The sequence below is a fragment of the Pseudomonas juntendi genome (assembly GCF_021560075.1).
GTDB lineage: Bacteria > Pseudomonadota > Gammaproteobacteria > Pseudomonadales > Pseudomonadaceae > Aquipseudomonas > Aquipseudomonas juntendi.
Genome location: NZ_CP091088.1, coordinates 467881 through 489576, shown reverse-complemented (window position 1 = coordinate 489576; position 21696 = coordinate 467881). Strand labels below are relative to the sequence as shown.

Annotated in this window: 15 protein-coding genes, 6 tRNA genes and 3 rRNA genes; 2 read left to right on the top strand and 22 right to left on the bottom strand. The window is 56.4% G+C overall.

The annotated features are described in order from the left end of the window. Positions 1-22: 22 nt before the first annotated feature. The 22 genes from rpoB to tyrS all read right to left on the bottom strand — a co-directional run bounded on the left by rpoB (position 23) and on the right by tyrS (position 18943). On the bottom strand, positions 23-4096 hold the full coding sequence (rpoB, locus tag L1P09_RS02155) for a DNA-directed RNA polymerase subunit beta (protein WP_009681246.1): 4074 nt from the start codon (positions 4094-4096) through the stop codon (positions 23-25). Next, complete coding sequence (locus L1P09_RS02150; RefSeq protein WP_235768399.1) at positions 4096-4266, bottom strand: hypothetical protein; 171 nt, start codon at positions 4264-4266, stop codon at positions 4096-4098. The genes rpoB and L1P09_RS02150 overlap by 1 nt, the downstream gene beginning before the upstream one ends. Positions 4267-4316: 50 nt before the next feature. Beyond that, complete coding sequence (rplL, locus tag L1P09_RS02145) at positions 4317-4682, bottom strand: 50S ribosomal protein L7/L12 (protein ID WP_003255496.1); 366 nt, start codon at positions 4680-4682, stop codon at positions 4317-4319. 77 nt (positions 4683-4759) lie between these two features. Continuing rightward, positions 4760-5260, bottom strand: coding sequence for a 50S ribosomal protein L10 (rplJ, locus tag L1P09_RS02140; protein WP_009681245.1), 501 nt, complete (start codon positions 5258-5260; stop codon positions 4760-4762). A gap of 197 nt (positions 5261-5457) precedes the next feature. Next, complete coding sequence (gene rplA, locus L1P09_RS02135) at positions 5458-6153, bottom strand: 50S ribosomal protein L1 (protein ID WP_009681244.1); 696 nt, start codon at positions 6151-6153, stop codon at positions 5458-5460. Then, on the bottom strand, positions 6153-6584 hold the full coding sequence (rplK, locus tag L1P09_RS02130; protein WP_235768397.1) for a 50S ribosomal protein L11: 432 nt from the start codon (positions 6582-6584) through the stop codon (positions 6153-6155). Before rplK ends, rplA begins: the two co-directional genes overlap by 1 nt. A gap of 119 nt (positions 6585-6703) precedes the next feature. Then, positions 6704-7237 (bottom strand): transcription termination/antitermination protein NusG, encoded by a 534-nt coding sequence (gene nusG / locus L1P09_RS02125; protein ID WP_003255501.1) that lies wholly within the window; start codon positions 7235-7237, stop codon positions 6704-6706. Positions 7238-7246: 9 nt separating this feature from the next. Beyond that, positions 7247-7615 carry a preprotein translocase subunit SecE gene (gene secE / locus L1P09_RS02120; RefSeq protein ID WP_009681243.1) on the bottom strand — a complete coding sequence of 123 codons (369 nt, stop codon included), beginning with the start codon at positions 7613-7615 and terminating at the stop codon, positions 7247-7249. 44 nt (positions 7616-7659) lie between these two features. Next, positions 7660-7735, bottom strand: a tRNA-Trp gene (locus L1P09_RS02115). Positions 7736-7789: 54 nt separating this feature from the next. Further along, positions 7790-8983 carry an elongation factor Tu gene (gene tuf / locus L1P09_RS02110; protein ID WP_054881963.1) on the bottom strand — a complete coding sequence of 398 codons (1194 nt, stop codon included), beginning with the start codon at positions 8981-8983 and terminating at the stop codon, positions 7790-7792. A 76-nt stretch (positions 8984-9059) separates the two neighbouring features. Then, a tRNA-Thr gene (locus L1P09_RS02105) sits at positions 9060-9135 on the bottom strand. A gap of 29 nt (positions 9136-9164) precedes the next feature. After that, a tRNA-Gly gene (locus tag L1P09_RS02100) sits at positions 9165-9238 on the bottom strand. A 24-nt stretch (positions 9239-9262) separates the two neighbouring features. Next, positions 9263-9346: transfer RNA gene (locus L1P09_RS02095), tRNA-Tyr, on the bottom strand. A 152-nt stretch (positions 9347-9498) separates the two neighbouring features. After that, entirely contained in the window at positions 9499-9924 is a 426-nt protein-coding gene (locus L1P09_RS02090) for a hypothetical protein (protein WP_115293307.1), read from the bottom strand. Between the two features lie 7 nt (positions 9925-9931). After that, the gene (locus L1P09_RS02085) at positions 9932-10681 is read right to left on the bottom strand and encodes a pantothenate kinase (protein WP_009681393.1); all 750 of its coding nucleotides are present in this window, start codon (positions 10679-10681) and stop codon (positions 9932-9934) included. Further along, positions 10671-11630 carry a bifunctional biotin--[acetyl-CoA-carboxylase] ligase/biotin operon repressor BirA gene (gene birA, locus L1P09_RS02080; RefSeq protein ID WP_235768395.1) on the bottom strand — a complete coding sequence of 320 codons (960 nt, stop codon included), beginning with the start codon at positions 11628-11630 and terminating at the stop codon, positions 10671-10673. The genes L1P09_RS02085 and birA overlap by 11 nt, the downstream gene beginning before the upstream one ends. A 259-nt stretch (positions 11631-11889) precedes the next feature. Then, positions 11890-12005: ribosomal RNA gene (rrf, locus tag L1P09_RS02075) — 5S ribosomal RNA — on the bottom strand. Positions 12006-12139: 134 nt separating this feature from the next. Continuing rightward, positions 12140-15032 (bottom strand): 23S ribosomal RNA (locus L1P09_RS02070). A 249-nt stretch (positions 15033-15281) separates the two neighbouring features. Then, positions 15282-15357 (bottom strand) — tRNA-Ala (locus L1P09_RS02065). Between the two features lie 114 nt (positions 15358-15471). Further along, a tRNA-Ile gene (locus L1P09_RS02060) sits at positions 15472-15548 on the bottom strand. An 86-nt stretch (positions 15549-15634) separates the two neighbouring features. Beyond that, positions 15635-17171: ribosomal RNA gene (locus L1P09_RS02055) — 16S ribosomal RNA — on the bottom strand. Together the 16S, 23S and 5S rRNA genes with 2 tRNA genes alongside form the textbook arrangement of a ribosomal RNA operon. A 572-nt stretch (positions 17172-17743) precedes the next feature. Further along, a complete protein-coding gene (gene tyrS / locus L1P09_RS02050; RefSeq protein ID WP_009681267.1) occupies positions 17744-18943 on the bottom strand; it encodes a tyrosine--tRNA ligase in 1200 nt (399 codons plus the stop codon). A gap of 213 nt (positions 18944-19156) precedes the next feature. Between tyrS and L1P09_RS02045 the strand changes: the two genes are divergently transcribed. Together L1P09_RS02045 and L1P09_RS02040 are read left to right on the top strand one after the other, a co-directional pair. Then, positions 19157-20578 (top strand): peptidoglycan DD-metalloendopeptidase family protein, encoded by a 1422-nt coding sequence (locus L1P09_RS02045; RefSeq protein ID WP_009681266.1) that lies wholly within the window; start codon positions 19157-19159, stop codon positions 20576-20578. 3 nt (positions 20579-20581) lie between these two features. After that, positions 20582-21673, top strand: a complete 1092-nt coding sequence (locus L1P09_RS02040; protein ID WP_192441549.1) for an anhydro-N-acetylmuramic acid kinase — start codon at positions 20582-20584, stop codon at positions 21671-21673. The last annotated feature ends 23 nt before the right edge of the window (positions 21674-21696 follow it).

The following is a 21696-nucleotide window of genomic DNA, read 5'->3' as shown; positions in this document are numbered from 1 at the left end:
CCACTCCCCTTCGCGTCACGTGTTATTCGGTTTCCAGATCGATATCGATACCGAGGGAACGGATCTCTTTGATCAACACGTTGAAGGACTCGGGCATGCCCGGCTCCATACGGTGATCGCCATCCACGATGTTCTTGTACATCTTGGTACGGCCGTTCACGTCGTCCGACTTCACTGTGAGCATTTCTTGCAGGGTGTATGCCGCGCCGTATGCTTCCAGCGCCCACACTTCCATCTCCCCGAAACGCTGACCACCGAACTGCGCCTTACCACCCAGCGGCTGCTGGGTAACCAGGCTGTAGGAACCAGTGGAACGCGCGTGCATCTTGTCGTCCACCAAGTGGTTCAGCTTGAGCATGTACATGTAACCAACGGTCACCGGACGCTCGAACTTGTTGCCGGTACGGCCATCGAACAGCACCATCTGGCCGCTTTCTGGCAGGTCTGCCAGTTTCAGCATGGCCTTGATCTCGCGCTCCTTGGCACCATCGAAGACCGGTGTAGCCATAGGCACACCTTTCTTCAGGTTGTGCGCCAGGGCCAGGATCTCGGCGTCGGAGAACTCGTCGAGGTTTTCCTGACGACCACCGATCTCGTTGTAGACCTCGGTCAGGAATACACGCAGCTCAGCGGCTTTGCGCTGCTCTTCGAGCATGCGGTCGATCTTCTCGCCCAGGCCTTTGGCCGCAAGGCCCAGGTGGGTTTCGAGGATCTGACCAACGTTCATACGCGAAGGTACGCCCAGCGGGTTCAGTACGACGTCGACCGGAGTACCGTTGGCGTCGTGCGGCATGTCTTCAACCGGCATGATAACCGAGACAACACCTTTGTTACCGTGACGGCCGGCCATCTTGTCACCCGGCTGGATGCGACGGCGGATTGCCAGGTAAACCTTGACGATCTTCAGTACGCCTGGTGCCAGGTCATCGCCCTGCTGCAGCTTGCGCTTCTTGTCTTCGAACTTGTCGTCCAGCAGACGGCGACGGTCAACGATGTACTGCTGAGCCTTTTCCAGCTGCTCGTTCAGTGCATCTTCAGCCATGCGCAGCTTGAACCACTGGCCGTGCTCCAGACCATCCAGTACTTCGTCGGAGATCACGGTGCCTTTCTTCAGGCCCGCGCCACCGTCGACCACCTGGCCGTTCAGGGCAGAACGCAGACGCTCGAAGGTTGCGCCTTCGACGATGCGGAACTCTTCGTTGAGGTCCTTGCGGATCTCGTCCAGCTGCATCTTCTCGATGGCCAGGGCGCGGCTGTCGCGCTCCACGCCATCACGGGTGAAGACCTGTACGTCGATGACAGTGCCCTTGGTGCCGGTTGGCACGCGCAGGGAAGTGTCCTTAACGTCGCTGGCTTTTTCGCCGAAGATGGCGCGCAGCAGTTTTTCTTCCGGAGTCAGCTGGGTTTCGCCTTTTGGCGTAACTTTACCGACCAGGATGTCACCCGCGCCGACTTCCGCACCCACGTAGACGATACCGGCTTCGTCCAGCTTGTTCAGTGCGGCTTCACCCACGTTCGGGATGTCCGCAGTGATTTCCTCTGGGCCAAGCTTGGTATCACGCGCCACACAGGTCAGTTCCTGAATGTGGATCGTGGTGAAGCGGTCTTCCTGCACCACACGTTCGGACAGGCAGATGGAGTCTTCGAAGTTGAAGCCGTTCCACGCCATGAAGGCGATACGCATGTTCTGACCCAGTGCCAGCTCACCCATGTCGGTGGACGGGCCGTCGGCCATGATGTCGCTGCGCTGAACCTTGTCACCCTTGCTGACCAGCGGACGCTGGTTGATGCAGGTGTTCTGGTTGGAACGGGTGTACTTGGTCAGGTTGTAGATGTCCACACCGGCTTCACCGGTCTCGACTTCATCGTCATTGACGCGAACGACGATACGGCTGGCGTCGACCGAGTCGATCACGCCACCGCGGCGAGCAACCACGCAGACACCGGAGTCACGGGCAACGTTGCGCTCCATGCCGGTACCCACCAGCGGCTTGTCGGCACGCAGGGTCGGTACAGCCTGACGCTGCATGTTCGAACCCATCAGTGCACGGTTGGCGTCGTCGTGCTCGAGGAACGGGATCAGCGAGGCAGCGACGGAAACAACCTGCTTCGGCGAAACGTCCATCAGGGTGACGTCTTCCGGCGCCTTGACGGTGAATTCGTTCAGGTGACGGACCGCTACCAGCTCATCGATCAGCTGCTTCTTGTCGTTCATCGCGGCCGAAGCCTGGGCGATAACGTGATCGGCTTCTTCAATGGCCGACAGGAACACGATGTCGTCGCTGACCACACCTTCTTTCACCACGCGGTACGGGCTTTCCAGGAAGCCGTACTGGTTGGTGCGGGCATAGGCTGCCAGGGAGTTGATCAGACCGATGTTCGGACCTTCAGGGGTCTCGATCGGGCACACACGGCCGTAGTGGGTCGGGTGCACGTCACGGACTTCAAAGCCAGCACGCTCACGGGTCAGACCGCCAGGGCCGAGTGCAGAGACGCGGCGCTTGTGGGTGATCTCGGAGAGCGGGTTGTTCTGGTCCATGAACTGGGACAGCTGGCTGGAACCGAAGAACTCTTTCACCGCCGCCGCAACCGGCTTGGCGTTGATCAGGTCTTGCGGCATCAGGCCTTCGCTTTCCGCCATCGACAGACGTTCCTTGACCGCGCGCTCTACACGCACCAGGCCAACGCGGAACTGGTTCTCGGCCATCTCGCCGACGCAACGAACGCGACGGTTACCCAGGTGGTCGATGTCGTCGACAATGCCTTTGCCGTTACGGATATCGACCAGGGTCTTCAGGACCTCGACGATATCTTCCTTGCTCAGCACACCCGAACCCTCGATCTCGGTACGACCGATACGACGGTTGAACTTCATGCGGCCAACGGCGGACAGATCGTAACGCTCGGCGCTGAAGAACAGGTTGTTGAACAGGGTCTCGGCGGCGTCCTTGGTCGGCGGCTCGCCTGGACGCATCATGCGGTAGATTTCGACCAGGGCTTCCAGCTGGTTGCTGGTGGTGTCGATCTTCAGCGTGTCGGAGATGAACGGACCGCAGTCGATGTCGTTGGTGTACAGGGTCTCGATACGGACAACCTGCGCCTTGGCGACCTTGATCAGCAGCTCGGTGGTCATCTCGGTGTTGCACTCGGCGAGGATCTCACCGGTAGCCGGATGCACGATAGCCTTGGCGGTGGTGCGGCCCAGGACGTATTCCATAGGAACGTCCAGCTGCTTGACGCCGGCCTTTTCGATCTGGTTGATGTGGCGCGCGGTAATACGGCGGCCTTGCTCGACGATGACTTTGCCGGTTTCGTCATGGATGTCCATGACAGCAACTTCACCACGCAGACGCTGTGGCACCAGTTCCAGGCTAAGTTTTTCGCCGGAAATGTGGAACACGTTGGTGGTGTAGAAGGTGTTCAGCACTTCTTCAGTGCTGTAGCCCAGGGCACGCAGCAGCACCGAGGCCGGCAGTTTGCGGCGACGGTCGATACGCACGAACACGCAGTCCTTCGGGTCGAACTCGAAGTCCAGCCAGGAGCCGCGGTAAGGGATGATGCGAGCGGAGTACAGCAGCTTGCCGGAGCTGTGGGTCTTGCCACGGTCGTGGTCGAAGAACACACCAGGCGAACGGTGCAGCTGGGAAACGATCACACGCTCGGTACCGTTGATTACGAAGGTACCGTTTTCAGTCATCAGGGGGATTTCACCCATGTAGACTTCTTGCTCTTTGATGTCCTTGATCGCTTTGTTCGACGATTCCTTGTCGAAGATGATCAGGCGCACCTTGACCCGCAGTGGTACCGCGAAGGTCACACCACGCAGGACACATTCCTTCACATCGAAGGCGGGTTCGCCCAGGCGATAGCCTACGTACTCCAGGGCAGCATTGCCGGAGTAGCTGATGATCGGGAATACCGATTTGAAGGCCGCGTGCAGGCCGACGTCGCGGAAGTTATCCTTGGATGCTCCCGCTTGCAGGAATTCGCGATACGAATCCAGCTGGATGGCCAAGAGGTAAGGCACATCCATGACGTCCGGCAACTTGCTAAAGTCCTTGCGGATACGTTTTTTCTCAGTGTATGAGTAAGCCATCAGCGTTCCCCAGCTTGGTCACCTGCTTGTTTGGCTTCTCCCGGCGGGAGCAGCCAGAAAATCGTGCAAACCCCTTGGTTTGCGCCACCCACATGGGTGTCTTGCAGCTTGTTATCGGGGCCGGCATGACCGGCCACCAATAACAGAAAAAGGCCGGTGGCATAAGCCACCAGCCATCAGCCTTTTGCTCAACGCTCAGGCTGGCATCGCAAGGTCGAGATTACTTCAGCTCGACTTTAGCGCCTGCTTCTTCCAGCTTCTTCTTAGCGTCTTCAGCGGCTTCTTTCGAAACGCCTTCAGCTACAACCTGAGGAGCGCCATCGACTTTCTCTTTGGCTTCTTTCAGGCCCAGACCGGTCAGCTCGCGAACGGCTTTGATCACGTTCACTTTCTTGTCGCCGGCTTCAACCAGAACAACGTTGAACTCGGTCTGCTCTTCAACAACGGCAGCAGCAGCAGCTGGGCCAGCAGCGGCAACAGCAGCGGTAACGCCGAAGGTTTCTTCCATTGCTTTGATCAGCTCAACAACTTCCAGAACGGTTTTCTGGCCGATTGCTTCGATGATTTGTTCGTTAGTCAGGGACATGACTTAAATCCTGTATTGGGGTGACAGCCTACGCAGCCATCAAATTAAACGTATGATTTTGAAAGAATTCGCACGCCTTAGGCGGCGGTAGCTTCTTTCTGGTCGCGAATGGCTGCCAGAGTACGAGCCAGCTTGCTGGTGGCGCCTTGAATAACGCTCATCAGTTTCGCAATAGCTTCGTCGCGGGTCGGCAGGGTAGCCAACACGTCGATCTGGTTCGCTGCAATGAAATTGCCGTCAAACGCAGCTGCCTTGATCTCGAACTTGTCCTGACCCTTGGCGAACTCTTTGAACAGACGAGCAGCAGCGCCCGGGTGTTCGTTGGAGAAAGCAATCAGGGTCGGGCCTTTGAACGCGTCGTTGAGGATCGAAAATTCGGTGCCTTCAACAGCGCGCTTGAGCAGGGTGTTACGTACGACACGTACATAAACGCCAGCTTCGCGGGCCTCTTTACGGAGTCCGGTCATTGCGCCTACAGTCACACCACGGGCATCAGCCACGACAGCGGACAGAGCGACTTTGGCAGCCTCGTTGACTTCAGCGACGATGGCCTTCTTGTCTTCGAGTTTAATTGCCACGGGTTTACTCCTGGTTTTTACCGTTTCATCTGGCCGAAGCCTGATGTCGTTTTGGTGTCTGATTCGGTAACGAATCGGGAGCACCATCTGCGTGGGCTGGGTTTTTAAGGCTTGCGCCGCCTACGGTCTTGGATAGCCCCCGCCAGGCAGGGACCCCAATTTTTGCTGGTGGCGCGACATGTCGCACCACCATGTTCTTACACGTTCAGCGAGCTCTGATCGATGACCAGACCTGGGCCCATGGTGGTGCTCAGGGTAACGCGCTTAACGTAGATACCTTTCGAAGAAGCTGGCTTGATACGCTTCAGGTCAGCGATCAGGGCTTCAACGTTTTCCTTCAGCTTGCCAGCTTCAAAGCCGACCTTGCCAACGGAGGTGTGGATGATACCGTTCTTGTCGGTACGGTAGCGAACCTGACCAGCCTTGGCGTTTTTCACGGCAGTGGCTACGTCTGGAGTCACGGTACCAACTTTCGGGTTAGGCATCAGGCCGCGAGGACCCAGAACCTGACCCAGCTGACCTACAACGCGCATGGCATCAGGCGATGCGATGACGACGTCATAGTTCAGGTCGCCGCCTTTCATTTCGGCAGCCAGATCGTCCATACCTACGCGGTCAGCGCCTGCAGCCAGAGCAGCTTCAGCAGCTGGGCCCTGGGTGAAAACGGCAACGCGAACGGTCTTGCCAGTGCCGTGCGGCAGCACAGTAGCGCTACGTACGACCTGGTCGGATTTACGCGGGTCAACACCGAGGTTTACGGCGATGTCGTAGGACTCGACGAACTTGGCAGCAGGCAGCGAGGCCAGCAGAGTTGCCGCTTCTTCGAAGTTGTAGGCCTTGCCTGCTTCGATTTTCTCGGCGATTGCCTTTTGGCGTTTGGTCAGCTTAGCCATTACACACCCTCCACGTTCAGGCCCATGCTGCGGGCAGAGCCAGCGATGGTGCGTACAGCAGCGTCCAGGTTAGCGGCAGTCAGGTCAGCCTGTTTGGCTTTCGCGATGTCTTCCAGCTGAGCACGGGTAACGGTACCGACTTTAACGGTGTTCGGGCGAGCCGAACCACTGGTCAGGCCAGCAGCTTTCTTCAGCAGAACCGAGGCAGGGGTGCTCTTGGTCTCGAAGGTGAAGCTACGGTCGCTGTAGACAGTGATGATCACTGGAGTCGGCAGGCCGGCTTCTTGACCCTGGGTACGGGCGTTGAAGGCCTTGCAGAATTCCATGATGTTCACACCATGTTGACCCAGTGCTGGACCAACGGGTGGGCTTGGGTTGGCCTGGCCGGCCTTAACTTGCAGCTTGATGTAAGCCTGAATCTTCTTAGCCATGAGCTACTCCAAAATCGGGTACGAACGCCTGCTGGCTCCCCGGATGACTTGCGTTTTATCCCAGTGACGACAAAACCCCGCAGCACACAGGGCTGCGGGGTATGGGATGCTTTGTCCGCCTAGACCTTTTCGACCTGGCTGAACTCGAGCTCCACCGGAGTAGAGCGACCGAAAATGAGCACTGCAACCTGCAGGCGGCTCTTTTCGTAGTTAACCTCTTCGACACTGCCATTGAAGTCAGCGAACGGACCGTCAATGACACGAACCACTTCACCTGGCTCGAACAGCGTCTTCGGCTTCGGCTTGTCGCTACCGTCGGCAACGCGACGCAGGATAGCCTCGGCTTCTTTATCAGTGATCGGCGCAGGCTTATCTGCAGTACCACCGATAAAACCCATCACACGAGGGGTGTCCTTGACCAAGTGCCAAGTCCCTTCGTTCATCTCCATCTGGACCAGTACATAGCCAGGGAAGAATTTGCGCTCACTTTTGCGCTTCTGGCCGTTACGCATTTCGACGACTTCTTCGGTCGGAACCAAGATCTCGCCGAAACCGTCTTCCATGCCAGCCAGCTTGACGCGCTCAATCAGGGAGCGCATTACATGCTTCTCGTAACCCGAGTAAGCATGCACAACATACCAACGCTTAGCCACGGGACACCTTTAGCCAACGATCAGGGAGACCGCCCAGCCGAGCAGGGAGTCGAGCCCCCACAGCAGCAGTGCCATAACCAGCACAACAGCCACGACAATCAGCGTGGTCTGGGTGGTTTCCTGGCGGGTCGGCCACACGACTTTACGAATCTCGGCACGAGCTTCCTTCGCCAACGTAAAGAACGACTTTCCCTTCGCAGTCTGCAGAGCTACAAAGCCCGCGACAGCAGCCAGGACGAGAAGTGCGAGAACGCGATACAGGATTGGGGAGGCGGAGTAATACTGGTTACCCACTACGCCAACAACCACCAAAGCCACTACAGCCAGCCACTTGAACAGATCAAAACGCGATTCTTGGGCTTCAGTTTTGGGGGTCATCGAGGAGGATCCTGTAAGAAGAAAGCCATCACACCGAGGTGAAATGGCAGGTCAGGAGGGAATCGAACCCCCAACCTACGGTTTTGGAGACCGTCGCTCTGCCAATTGAGCTACTGACCTGTAACGCTGTATCAGGCCGGCCATTATACCGGCCTGATCAAGTAAATCAACTACTTATTCAATAATTTTTGCTACGACGCCAGCGCCGACGGTACGACCGCCTTCACGGATAGCGAAGCGCAGACCGTCTTCCATTGCGATGGTCTTGATCAGGGTAACAGTCATCTGAATGTTGTCACCTGGCATTACCATTTCAACGCCTTCCGGCAGTTCGCAGTTACCGGTCACGTCAGTGGTACGGAAGTAGAACTGAGGACGGTAGCCTTTGAAGAACGGAGTGTGACGGCCGCCTTCTTCCTTCGACAGAACGTAGACTTCTGCGGTGAACTTGGTGTGCGGCTTGACCGAACCTGGCTTGACCAGAACCTGGCCACGCTCAACGTCGTCACGCTTGGTACCACGCAGCAGAACGCCGCAGTTCTCGCCAGCACGACCTTCGTCCAGCAGCTTGCGGAACATCTCAACACCGGTGCAGGTGGTGGTGGAGGTGTCACGCAGACCAACGATTTCCAGCGGATCCTGAACGCGGACGATACCACGCTCGATACGGCCGGTAACAACGGTACCACGACCCGAGATCGAGAATACGTCTTCGATTGGCATCAGGAATGGCTGGTCGATGGCACGAACTGGCTCAGGGATGTAGGCATCCAGAGTTTCTACCAGCTTCTTGACAGCGGTAGTGCCCATTTCGTTGTCGTCTTTGCCTTCCAGCGCCATACGAGCCGAACCGATGATGATCGGGGTGTCGTCGCCTGGGAAGTCGTAGGTGGACAGCAGGTCGCGAACTTCCATCTCGACCAGTTCCAGCAGCTCAGCGTCGTCTACCAGGTCAGCCTTGTTCAGGAAGACCACGATGTACGGAACGCCAACCTGACGGGACAGCAGGATGTGCTCACGGGTTTGTGGCATCGGACCATCGGCGGCCGAGCAAACCAGGATCGCGCCGTCCATCTGGGCAGCACCGGTGATCATGTTCTTCACGTAGTCAGCGTGACCTGGGCAGTCAACGTGAGCGTAGTGACGAATGTTCGAGTTGTACTCGACGTGAGCGGTGTTGATGGTAATACCGCGCGCTTTTTCTTCCGGAGCCGAGTCGATCTTGTCGAACTCAACGACTGCCGAACCGAAAACTTCGGAGCAGACGCGAGTCAGAGCTGCGGTCAGAGTGGTCTTACCGTGGTCAACGTGGCCGATGGTGCCGACGTTAACGTGGGGAAGGGAACGATCAAACTTTTCCTTAGCCATCGATACAACCCTCGCAGAAGAATAGTCTTGCGCTGATAAAACAAAGGCAGATATTTTCATATCTGCCTTGTTTGTATGGAGCTCTTGAGCGGACTTGAACCGCTGACCTCACCCTTACCAAGGGTGTGCTCTACCAACTGAGCTACAAGAGCGAAACACTTTGTGCAAAATCCAGCAAACTTGGAGCGGGTAGCGGGAATCGAACCCGCATCATCAGCTTGGAAGGCTGAGGTTCTACCACTAAACTATACCCGCGGAGCTTGTGGCTCTCGCTAAAACTGGTGGAGGGAGAAGGATTCGAACCTTCGAAGCTCTCGCAACGGATTTACAGTCCGTCCCCTTTGACCGCTCGGGAATCCCTCCAGATGTGGCCGGCATTCTATTTGTCTGCCGTCCTAGTGTCAAGCGTTTTTTCAAATTTTTTCAATCAAATCTGAAACTTAGCTGCTTTGACACCGCTTCCAGCTCTACCACCTAAGTGGTGTTCCCTGTGAAGCGGGCGCCATTCTATCAAGCTATTCGTCAGTTGCAATACCCTGGCAGAAAATAATTTTATGTTTTAAGTCTTTGAAATCATTGGAAAGAGATGAGAGCACCGTTTCATCCAGCAATCGCTCGCTTTCCGGGGCTACCTTGAGCCAACGACCATCGGCACCAGGCAACTGCCCTACCACCGGCACCGTCGCAATATCGAGGCTAAGCAGGCGCTGGCGCAGGGCTTCGAGCTGCGCCTGCACCATTACCCCACCGATTACCAGGCATTCATCCCGGCGCTTTGTGGGTGTTGATACACCCGTTTCACGCAAAAGCCGGATTTCTTGCTGACTCCCCTTGTACAGAGACAAGGGGGCGACTTCCTTGACCTTCAGCGGGGCTTCCTGCTGATGCCACACGTAGTAGAAGACGTTGAGCACCAGTAACAGCAGAAACAACCAACGCATAGGCACCTCAATCCAATGGACAAGCCATGGCCAGCCCCACGAACACCAGGTCGGGCACGACACGCGCCTGGGGCACGGCCTCCCTCACTAGCGGCGCATCGCCCCCAGTGAGGAATACGGTGAAATCTTCACCCCACAGGGCGCGTGCCTGCTCGAGCTGCGTGCGGGCAAAACCCTGCAGCATCAGAACACAACCGCGCTCGACTGCCTCGACGGTTGAGCGCCCTGGCAACAGGCTCGTCAACGCGCGCTCGGCGGAGGCATCGTCATAACGAATGCGCCGGGTGTGGGTGCGCAACTGACTGCGCATCAATGGCATGCCCGGGCAGATATACCCGCCCAGGTGCTCGCCATCCGCAGCCACGAAGTCGGCTTTTGCGGCAGTCCCCAAATCGATGACCAGGCAAGCCCCTTTGGCAACATGAAATGCACCTAACGCGGCCAGCCAGCGATCCATCCCCAAACGCTGGTAATCCTCATAACCGTTGCGCACGCCTGCCATTTCCCGGGCGGGGTGCGCTACCCGGGCCTGAACGGCAAAGGCCTGGGCGATAACCGCGCAAAGCGCATCGGTCTCTTCCTCGCTACGCACACTCACAATGCGACAGCCCGTAAGACGCACCGAGGCGAGTGCGGCCACTTCGGCCACCAATGCCTGATCGGAGTCGACAATCCCGCCGCCCTCGATCACTGCATCGGCGACATGGATGACCCGCCATTTGATAAAGCTGTTTCCGCAATCGAGCTCAAGAATCATCACGCAACCTCAAACTGAGCTCACCACCGCTGAAGCTCTTCTCCACTCCATCCACCTCAAGGCGCAAGCCGCCCTGCCCGTCGACGCCAAGAACAACACCATCAATACGCGTGTTACCGGCAATCAGCGATACACTCCGGCCTTGCCAAAGGTGCGCCTGCTCCCATTCCTCCTGGAATGCAGCGAAACCATAGCGCCGATGACGTGCCAGTTCATGCTGCAAATGCTGGGTGAGCGACGCCACCAGGTGATTCCGGTCTATTGCCCCACCCAGCTCGCGTCGCATCGACGTCCACTGCTGGTCGACCTGCTCGTTCGCCTGCATGTTCACATTGATGCCGACACCCAGCACAACATGGCAGACATCGGCTGGATCTCCCACCAGTTCCAGCAGAATGCCGGTGATCTTCATCCCGCGAACCAGGACATCGTTAGGCCACTTCAGCCCTACATCTTTTACACCAAAGCCCTGCAAGGTGCGCATTACTGCCAACCCTACCACCAGGCTCAAGCCTTCAAGCTGGCGCATGCCGCCGTCAACCCGCAGCACCAGGCTGTAGTACAGGTTCTCGGCAAACGGACTGACCCATTGCCGACCACGTCGGCCACGGCCAGCGCTCTGGCGCTCGGCCAAAACCAAAAAGGGTGCTGCCTGGCCCTCACCCGCCATGCGCAGGCCTTCGGCGTTGGTCGAGTCGATCGTGTCGTGGATGAATACTGGCCACTGCTCGCCGTCGGCGAACCCGGCGATTGCTTGTGCCTCAAGCAACACCAGCGGCGCAGCCAATTGGTAACCACGCCCACGAACTTTGTGAATGGTGAGGTTCAGTTCACTCTCCAGGTGCTGCAGCTGCTTCCAAACGGCGCTACGACTCACCCCGAGGGCCGCCCCCAGAGCTTCTCCGGAATGGAACCGGCCGTCCTTGAGGAGATTCAACAACTTCAGCATGCCAGTCTCGACTTGGAATAAGGCAGGCATGATAGCTATGGGCTGGGGGATTGCATAGGAAAAGGGCCGAATGCCTCGGGCTTAAACGCTCAGCCTGACGATAATGGCGCCGAGGAGCAGGCGCTGTGATGGCTCCGGCTGCGCCGTTGTTCGCGGGCACGCCCGCTCCCACAGGGATTGTGGTGAGCCAGGGGACTTTTTTGGAGCACAAAGACAAAACCCCTACCTGCATGCGCAGATAGGGGTTTTGCGAAATGAATCTTGACGATGACCTACTCTCACATGGGGAAACCCCACACTACCATCGGCGATGCATCGTTTCACTACTGAGTTCGGGATGGGATCAGGTGGTTCCAATGCTCTATGGTCGTCAAGAAATTCTGTAGCCAGAATGTCCAGATGGACAGCCCAGCGAATTCGGATATGTGATGTTTGTGATGCCTTGCGAACTTTCGGTTCATGTCATCTTCACCACCGCAATCTGCGCTAGCAAATTGCTTGGGTGTTATATGGTCAAGCCTCACGGGCAATTAGTATTGGTTAGCTCAACGCCTCACAGCGCTTACACACCCAACCTATCAACGTCGTAGTCTTCGACGGCCCTTTAGGGGATTCAAGATCCCAGTGAGATCTCATCTTGAGGCAAGTTTCCCGCTTAGATGCTTTCAGCGGTTATCTCTTCCGAACATAGCTACCCGGCAATGCCACTGGCGTGACAACCGGAACACCAGAGGTTCGTCCACTCCGGTCCTCTCGTACTAGGAGCAGCCCCTCTCAAATCTCAAACGTCCACGGCAGATAGGGACCGAACTGTCTCACGACGTTCTAAACCCAGCTCGCGTACCACTTTAAATGGCGAACAGCCATACCCTTGGGACCGGCTTCAGCCCCAGGATGTGATGAGCCGACATCGAGGTGCCAAACACCGCCGTCGATATGAACTCTTGGGCGGTATCAGCCTGTTATCCCCGGAGTACCTTTTATCCGTTGAGCGATGGCCCTTCCATACAGAACCACCGGATCACTAAGACCTACTTTCGTACCTGCTCGACGTGTTTGTCTCGCAGTCAAGCGCGCTTTTGCCTTTATACTCTACGACCGATTTCCGACCGGTCTGAGCGCACCTTCGTACTCCTCCGTTACTCTTTGGGAGGAGACCGCCCCAGTCAAACTACCCACCATACACTGTCCTCGATCCGGATAACGGACCTGAGTTAGAACCTCAAAGTTGCCAGGGTGGTATTTCAAGGATGGCTCCATGAGAACTGGCGTCCCCACTTCAAAGCCTCCCACCTATCCTACACAAGCAAATTCAAAGTCCAGTGCAAAGCTATAGTAAAGGTTCACGGGGTCTTTCCGTCTAGCCGCGGATACACTGCATCTTCACAGCGATTTCAATTTCACTGAGTCTCGGGTGGAGACAGCGCCGCCATCGTTACGCCATTCGTGCAGGTCGGAACTTACCCGACAAGGAATTTCGCTACCTTAGGACCGTTATAGTTACGGCCGCCGTTTACCGGGGCTTCGATCAAGAGCTTCGCTTGCGCTAACCCCATCAATTAACCTTCCGGCACCGGGCAGGCGTCACACCCTATACGTCCACTTTCGTGTTTGCAGAGTGCTGTGTTTTTAATAAACAGTCGCAGCGGCCTGGTATCTTCGACCGGCATGAGCTTACGGAGCAAGTCCTTCACCCTCGCCGGCGCACCTTCTCCCGAAGTTACGGTGCCATTTTGCCTAGTTCCTTCACCCGAGTTCTCTCAAGCGCCTTGGTATTCTCTACCTAACCACCTGTGTCGGTTTGGGGTACGGTTCCCAGTTATCTGAAGCTTAGGAGCTTTTCTTGGAAGCATGGTATCAACCACTTCGTCGCCTAAAGGCAACTCGTCATCAGCTCTCGGCCTTGAAATCCCGGATTTGCCTAAGATTCCAGCCTACCACCTTAAACCTGGACAACCAACGCCAGGCTGGCCTAACCTTCTCCGTCCCTCCATCGCAATAACTGGAAGTACAGGAATATTAACCTGTTTTCCATCGACTACGCTTTTCAGCCTCGCCTTAGGGACCGACTAACCCTGCGTCGATTAACGTTGCGCAGGAAACCTTGGTCTTTCGGCGTGCGAGTTTTTCACTCGCATTGTCGTTACTCATGTCAGCATTCGCACTTCTGATACCTCCAGCAAGCTTCTCAACTCACCTTCACAGGCTTACAGAACGCTCCTCTACCGCATCATCATAAGATGATACCCGTAGCTTCGGTGCATGGTTTGAGCCCCGTTACATCTTCCGCGCAGGCCGACTCGACTAGTGAGCTATTACGCTTTCTTTAAAGGGTGGCTGCTTCTAAGCCAACCTCCTAGCTGTCTAAGCCTTCCCACATCGTTTCCCACTTAACCATGACTTTGGGACCTTAGCTGACGGTCTGGGTTGTTTCCCTTTTCACGACGGACGTTAGCACCCGCCGTGTGTCTCCCATGCTCGGCACTTGTAGGTATTCGGAGTTTGCATCGGTTTGGTAAGTCGGGATGACCCCCTAGCCGAAACAGTGCTCTACCCCCTACAGTGATACATGAGGCGCTACCTAAATAGCTTTCGAGGAGAACCAGCTATCTCCGAGCTTGATTAGCCTTTCACTCCGATCCACAGGTCATCCGCTAACTTTTCAACGGTAGTCGGTTCGGTCCTCCAGTCAGTGTTACCTAACCTTCAACCTGCCCATGGATAGATCGCCCGGTTTCGGGTCTATACCCAGCGACTAAACGCCCTATTAAGACTCGCTTTCGCTACGCCTCCCCTATTCGGTTAAGCTCGCCACTGAATATAAGTCGCTGACCCATTATACAAAAGGTACGCAGTCACCTAACAAAGTAGGCTCCCACTGCTTGTACGCATACGGTTTCAGGTTCTATTTCACTCCCCTCTCCGGGGTTCTTTTCGCCTTTCCCTCACGGTACTGGTTCACTATCGGTCAGTCAGTAGTATTTAGCCTTGGAGGATGGTCCCCCCATATTCAGACAAAGTTTCTCGTGCTCCGTCCTACTCGATTTCATTGATAAGAGATTTTCGTGTACGGGGCTATCACCCACTATGGCCGCACTTTCCAGAGCGTTCCACTAATCTCAAATCAACTTAAGGGCTGGTCCCCGTTCGCTCGCCACTACTAAGGGAATCTCGGTTGATTTCTTTTCCTCAGGGTACTTAGATGTTTCAGTTCCCCTGGTTCGCCTCTTGCACCTATGTATTCAGTACAAGATACTCAGCTTGTGCTGAGTGGGTTCCCCCATTCAGAGATCTCTGGATCACAGTCTGTTTGCCGACTCCCCAAAGCTTATCGCAGGCTACCACGTCTTTCATCGCCTCTGACTGCCAAGGCATCCACCGTATGCGCTTCTTCACTTGACCATATAACCCCAAGCAATCTGGTTATACTGTGAAGACGACATTCGCCGAAAATTCGCATTTCGCTCAGTTAAGAGCAGAACTCACAAATTTTACCTTAGCCTGATCACACACCAGTGAAAGTGCATGTCAGTCTATATCTATCACATATCCGAATTTTTAAAGAACGATCTGACAAAAGTCAGAAATCAACATTCATCGACGAATGTTCATTTCTAATTTCTGAGCAGGAGCAACATCTACCGCAGAAAGTGGTGGAGCCAAGCGGGATCGAACCGCTGACCTCCTGCGTGCAAGGCAGGCGCTCTCCCAGCTGAGCTATGGCCCCGTATTCTACGGCTGAACCATGTAATGGTAGGTCTGGGCAGATTTGAACTGCAGAAGAGCCGTCCTCACCACTCTTTATCCAGAGGCATGGGGTGCTCAACATTCCAACCAAAAATGGTAGGTCTGGGCAGATTTGAACTGCCGACCTCACCCTTATCAGGGGTGCGCTCTAACCAACTGAGCTACAGACCTAATGGTATAACTTTGGGTCTTGATCGTCTTTTACAATGAATCAAGCAATTCGTGTGGGAGCTCATCAGCAGGCTGATGTCGTCGATTAAGGAGGTGATCCAGCCGCAGGTTCCCCTACGGCTACCTTGTTACGACTTCACCCCAGTCATGAATCACACCGTGGTAACCGTCCTCCCGAAGGTTAGACTAGCTACTTCTGGTGCAACCCACTCCCATGGTGTGACGGGCGGTGTGTACAAGGCCCGGGAACGTATTCACCGCGACATTCTGATTCGCGATTACTAGCGATTCCGACTTCACGCAGTCGAGTTGCAGACTGCGATCCGGACTACGATCGGTTTTGTGAGATTAGCTCCACCTCGCGGCTTGGCAACCCTCTGTACCGACCATTGTAGCACGTGTGTAGCCCAGGCCGTAAGGGCCATGATGACTTGACGTCATCCCCACCTTCCTCCGGTTTGTCACCGGCAGTCTCCTTAGAGTGCCCACCATAACGTGCTGGTAACTAAGGACAAGGGTTGCGCTCGTTACGGGACTTAACCCAACATCTCACGACACGAGCTGACGACAGCCATGCAGCACCTGTGTCAGAGTTCCCGAAGGCACCAATCCATCTCTGGAAAGTTCTCTGCATGTCAAGGCCTGGTAAGGTTCTTCGCGTTGCTTCGAATTAAACCACATGCTCCACCGCTTGTGCGGGCCCCCGTCAATTCATTTGAGTTTTAACCTTGCGGCCGTACTCCCCAGGCGGTCAACTTAATGCGTTAGCTGCGCCACTAAAATCTCAAGGATTCCAACGGCTAGTTGACATCGTTTACGGCGTGGACTACCAGGGTATCTAATCCTGTTTGCTCCCCACGCTTTCGCACCTCAGTGTCAGTATCAGTCCAGGTGGTCGCCTTCGCCACTGGTGTTCCTTCCTATATCTACGCATTTCACCGCTACACAGGAAATTCCACCACCCTCTACCGTACTCTAGCTTGCCAGTTTTGGATGCAGTTCCCAGGTTGAGCCCGGGGCTTTCACATCCAACTTAACAAACCACCTACGCGCGCTTTACGCCCAGTAATTCCGATTAACGCTTGCACCCTCTGTATTACCGCGGCTGCTGGCACAGAGTTAGCCGGTGCTTATTCTGTCGGTAACGTCAAAACAGCAAGGTATTAACTTACTGCCCTTCCTCCCAACTTAAAGTGCTTTACAATCCGAAGACCTTCTTCACACACGCGGCATGGCTGGATCAGGCTTTCGCCCATTGTCCAATATTCCCCACTGCTGCCTCCCGTAGGAGTCTGGACCGTGTCTCAGTTCCAGTGTGACTGATCATCCTCTCAGACCAGTTACGGATCGTCGCCTTGGTGAGCCATTACCTCACCAACAAGCTAATCCGACCTAGGCTCATCTGATAGCGCAAGGCCCGAAGGTCCCCTGCTTTCTCCCGTAGGACGTATGCGGTATTAGCGTTCCTTTCGAAACGTTGTCCCCCACTACCAGGCAGATTCCTAGGCATTACTCACCCGTCCGCCGCTGAATCAAGGAGCAAGCTCCCGTCATCCGCTCGACTTGCATGTGTTAGGCCTGCCGCCAGCGTTCAATCTGAGCCATGATCAAACTCTTCAGTTCAATACTGCTTGGGTTTTTAAGAAACCCTAAACTTGGCTCAGCAATCTCAAATGACTATGTGATTTCTCGCATGGCCACTTGTGATGCTGATAATCTTTTTGACTATCAGTCCGTACTCACAAGCACCCACACGAATTGCTTGATTCGATTTGTTAAAGAGCGGTGGTTAAGAGCGTTTCGTCTCAACCGAGGCGCGCATTCTACGCTTTCCTCATTTGCTGTCAAGCGTTTATTTTGAAGTTTTTTGCGAGAAACTCGTTTAGCTTCAAACACTTGACTCGCTGCGATCTCTCGTAGCGGGAGGCGAATCATACAGCGTTTAGAAGCGCTGTCAACCATCATCTCAACCGCATTCGATCATTCGATCGTAGCCCTTACAGCACCTTCCGAATCGATTAACTCATTGAATTTCAAGGAGTTTGTCGTTCCGTTGTCGCTGGAAGTGGGGCGCATTATAAGGGGATTCGAGAGGGCGTCAACCTTTAATTCAAATAAACTTTCAGGGCGCTTGAAAAGCAAAGCGGGGAGGCCTTTCGGCCTCCCCGCTTCTATATAGGTACACCGCCAGGCAATCACTCAGCCTTCAGCGTAACCCGCCCGAAGGACTTCTTACCCGCCTGGCACACATGCGTAGCACCCAGACCAAACAGGAAATCCTTGTCGACCACCACACCATCCACTTTCACTGCACCAGCACTCAGTAAGTCACGCGCCTGCGCCGAGTTCTTCACCAGGCCAGCACGGTTCAGAACCGCAGCGATAGGCAAGCCTTCCGCCGAAACCACCTCTACCTCCGGCAGGTCTTCAGGCAGCTCGCCTTCTTTCATACGGTTGCCCGCAGCACGGTGCGCATTGGCGGCAGCCTCCTCACCATGGAAACGCGCGACTATCTCTTCCGCCAGCTTGATCTTGATGTCTCGCGGGTTGGCGCCATTGGCCACATCGGCGCGGAACTGCTCAATCTCTTCCATGGAGCGGAAGCTCAGCAGCTCGAAGTAACGCCACATGAGCGTATCCGGGATCGACACCAGCTTGCTGTACATCACGCCCGGCGCTTCCTGGATACCGACATAGTTGCCCAGCGACTTGGACATTTTCTTCACACCGTCCAGCCCTTCGAGCAACGGCATGGTCACGATGTTCTGCGCTTCCTGGCCATACGCACGCTGCAGTTCGCGCCCCATCAGCAGGTTGAACTTCTGGTCGGTACCACCCAGCTCGACGTCTGCTTTCAGCGCGACCGAATCGTAGCCCTGCACCAGCGGGTAGAGGAACTCGTGAATGGCAATCGGCTGGTTGGTGGTGTAGCGCTTGTCGAAGTCATCACGCTCGAGCATGCGCGCCACAGTGTACTGCGAGGCCAGGCGAATAAAGTCGGCCGGGGTCAGCTTGTCCATCCAGGTGGAGTTGAAGGCGACTTCGGTCTTGGCCGGATCAAGAATCTTGAACACCTGCTGTTTGTAGGTCTCGGCGTTGTCCAGCACCTGCTCACGAGTCAGCGGCGGACGCGTTGCGCTCTTGCCGCTTGGGTCGCCGATCATGCCGGTGAAGTCGCCGATCAGGAAGATGACCTGGTGGCCCAGCTCCTGGAACTGACGCAGCTTGTTGATCAGCACCGTGTGCCCCAGGTGCAGGTCCGGGGCGGTCGGGTCGAAGCCGGCCTTGATGCGCAGAGGCTGGCCGCGCTTGAGCTTCTCAACCAGTTCCGACTCGACCAGTACTTCTTCCGCACCGCGCTTGATAAGCGCCAGCTGCTCTTCAACCGACTTCATAGACAAACCCGCAAGGCTCAGATTCAGGGGGAGCCAACCATACAAGATCGGCCGTCAAATACAAGTTTTGCAAAGGAATGTGACCCGGGCACAGGCTTGCGACGTCTACGCGCCCTTGCGTGAAAGTGGATTTGGTTATATTTTATACAGTTATTTCATCTTCATCATGTCATTCATCTATTCCATTTCACCTTTTTCAAAGTCACCTTACCCATGACCAACGAACCGCCTAAAGCGCCACCGCTTTATCCGAAGAGCCACCTGTTGGCCGCCAGCGGCATTGCCGCCCTGCTCAGCCTGGCTTTGCTGGTATTTCCGTCCAGCGAAGTGGAAGCCAAGAAAACCACCCTAAACCTCGAGCTGGAAAGCCCTGCCGAACAATTGAAGGACGAAGCCCGCGCTGCGCCCATGGTGCAGGCACAGGGTGAGCAAGGCTCACCTTTCGCCCAGATAGAAGCAGCCACACCCGAAACCCAGAAAGCCGAGCAGCCAACGCAAGACGCCAAACAGGTCGCCGAAGCCGCCAAGCAACCAGGCCACCGCGAGGTTACCGTAGCGCGCGGCGATACCCTGTCCACGCTGTTTGCCAAGGTCGGCCTGCCAGCCAATGCCGTGCACGACTTGCTGGCCAGCAACAAGCAGGCCAAGCAGTTCACCCAACTCAAGCACGGCCAGGTCCTGCAGTTCGAACTCGACAAGGATGGCCAACTGGCCAGCCTGCACAGCAAGGTCAGCAACCTTGAAACCATCAGCCTGAGCAAAAGCGCCAAAGGCTTTACCTTCAACCGTGAAATCAGCAAGCCGGTGGTGCGTACTGCCTATGCCCACGGGGTCATCAAAAGCTCGCTGTCAGCATCTGCCCAGCGTGCCGGCCTTTCCCACAGCATGACCATGGACATGGCGCGCGTGCTGGGCTACGACATCGACTTCGCCCAGGATATTCGCCCAGGCGACGAGTTCGACGTGGTCTACGAGCAGAAGGTGATGGATGGCAAGGTCGTCGGCACGGGCAATATCCTTTCGGCGCGCTTCACCAACCGTGGCAAAACCTACACTGCCGTGCGCTACACCAACAAGCAGGGCAACACTACCTACTACACCGCCGACGGCAACAGCCTGCGCAAAGCCTTCATCCGCACCCCGGTGGACTTCGCCCGTATCAGTTCGCGCTTCTCCGCCGGCCGCAAGCACCCGATCCTGAACAAGATTCGCGCGCACAAGGGCGTTGACTACGCAGCCCCACGCGGCACGCCTATCAAGGCAGCAGGCGACGGCCGCATCGAACTGGCCGGGCGCCGCGGCGGCTACGGCAACACCGTGATCATCCAGCACGGTAACCGCTACAAGACGCTGTATGGCCACATGCAGGGCTTTGCCAAAGGCATCAAGACCGGTAGCACCGTCAAGCAGGGCCAGATCATCGGTTACATCGGCACCACCGGCCTTTCCACCGGGCCTCATCTTCACTATGAGTTCCAGGTCAATGGCGTGCATGTCGACCCCCTGAGCCAGAAGGTGCCAATGGCCGACCCGATCGCCAAGAACGAGCGTCAACGCTTCTTGCAGCAGAGCCAGCCACTGATCGCCCGCATGGATCAGGAAAAGGCCACCCTGCTCGCCGCGAACAAGCGCTAAGCCATGGCGCTTTACCTGGGGGTGATGTCCGGTACCAGCCTGGATGGCCTGGACATCGCCTTGGTCGAACAAGGCGAGCAGCTTGAACTGCTCGCCACGCTCTACCTGCCAATGCCCGCCAGCCTGCGCCAGGACTTGCTTGCCCTGTGCAGCAGCGGCCCTGACGAAATCGCCCGGGCAGCATTGGCGGAAAATCACTGGGCCACCCTTGCGGCCGAGGGTATACGCCAGCTGCTCGCTCAGCAGGGCCTGCAGGCTGACGCCATACGCGCCATTGGTAGCCATGGTCAGACGGTCCGTCACGAACCCGCCCGCGGCTTCACCGTACAGATCGGTAACCCCGCGCTGCTCGCCGAGCTTACTGGTATCAGCGTGGTAGCCGACTTCCGCCGCCGCGATGTGGCCGCCGGCGGGCAAGGCGCGCCACTTGTCCCAGCCTTCCACGAAACCCTGTTCAGCCACCTGGGCCAACGGGTAGCGATTCTCAATGTGGGCGGTTTCAGCAACCTCAGCCTGATCGAGCGGGATGCACCGGTGCATGGCTTTGATTGCGGCCCAGGCAATGTTTTGCTGGATGCCTGGGTCGAGCGCAAACGCGGCCAGGCCTACGATGCCGACGGTGCCTGGGCTACCACCGGCGTGGTGCAGGCCGATTTGCTGCACGCATTGATGAGCGACCCGTTCTTCGCGGGCAGCGGCCCCAAGAGTACCGGCCGTGAGGTGTTCAACCTGCCTTGGCTCGACCGCCACCTCGCCGGCCTGCCCGCCTACCGGGACGAGGATGTGCAGGCGACACTGCTGGAGTTGACCGCACGCAGCATCATCGACTCGCTGGAAAACGCGCAACAAGGCACCGAAGCACTGTTGGTCTGCGGTGGAGGAGCCCGCAACGGTGCGCTGATGGCCCGCCTCGGCCAACTGCTGCCCACTGCACGTGTTACAAGCACCAGTGCCCATGGCGTAGACCCTGACTGGGTCGAAGCCATGGCCTTCGCCTGGCTGGCCCATTGCTGCCTGGAGGGCATCGCCGCCAACCGCCCCAGCGTCACTGCCGCCAGGGGCCTGCGCATACTCGGTGCAATCTATCCGGCATGACACCCAGGCCAGAAAGCAAAACG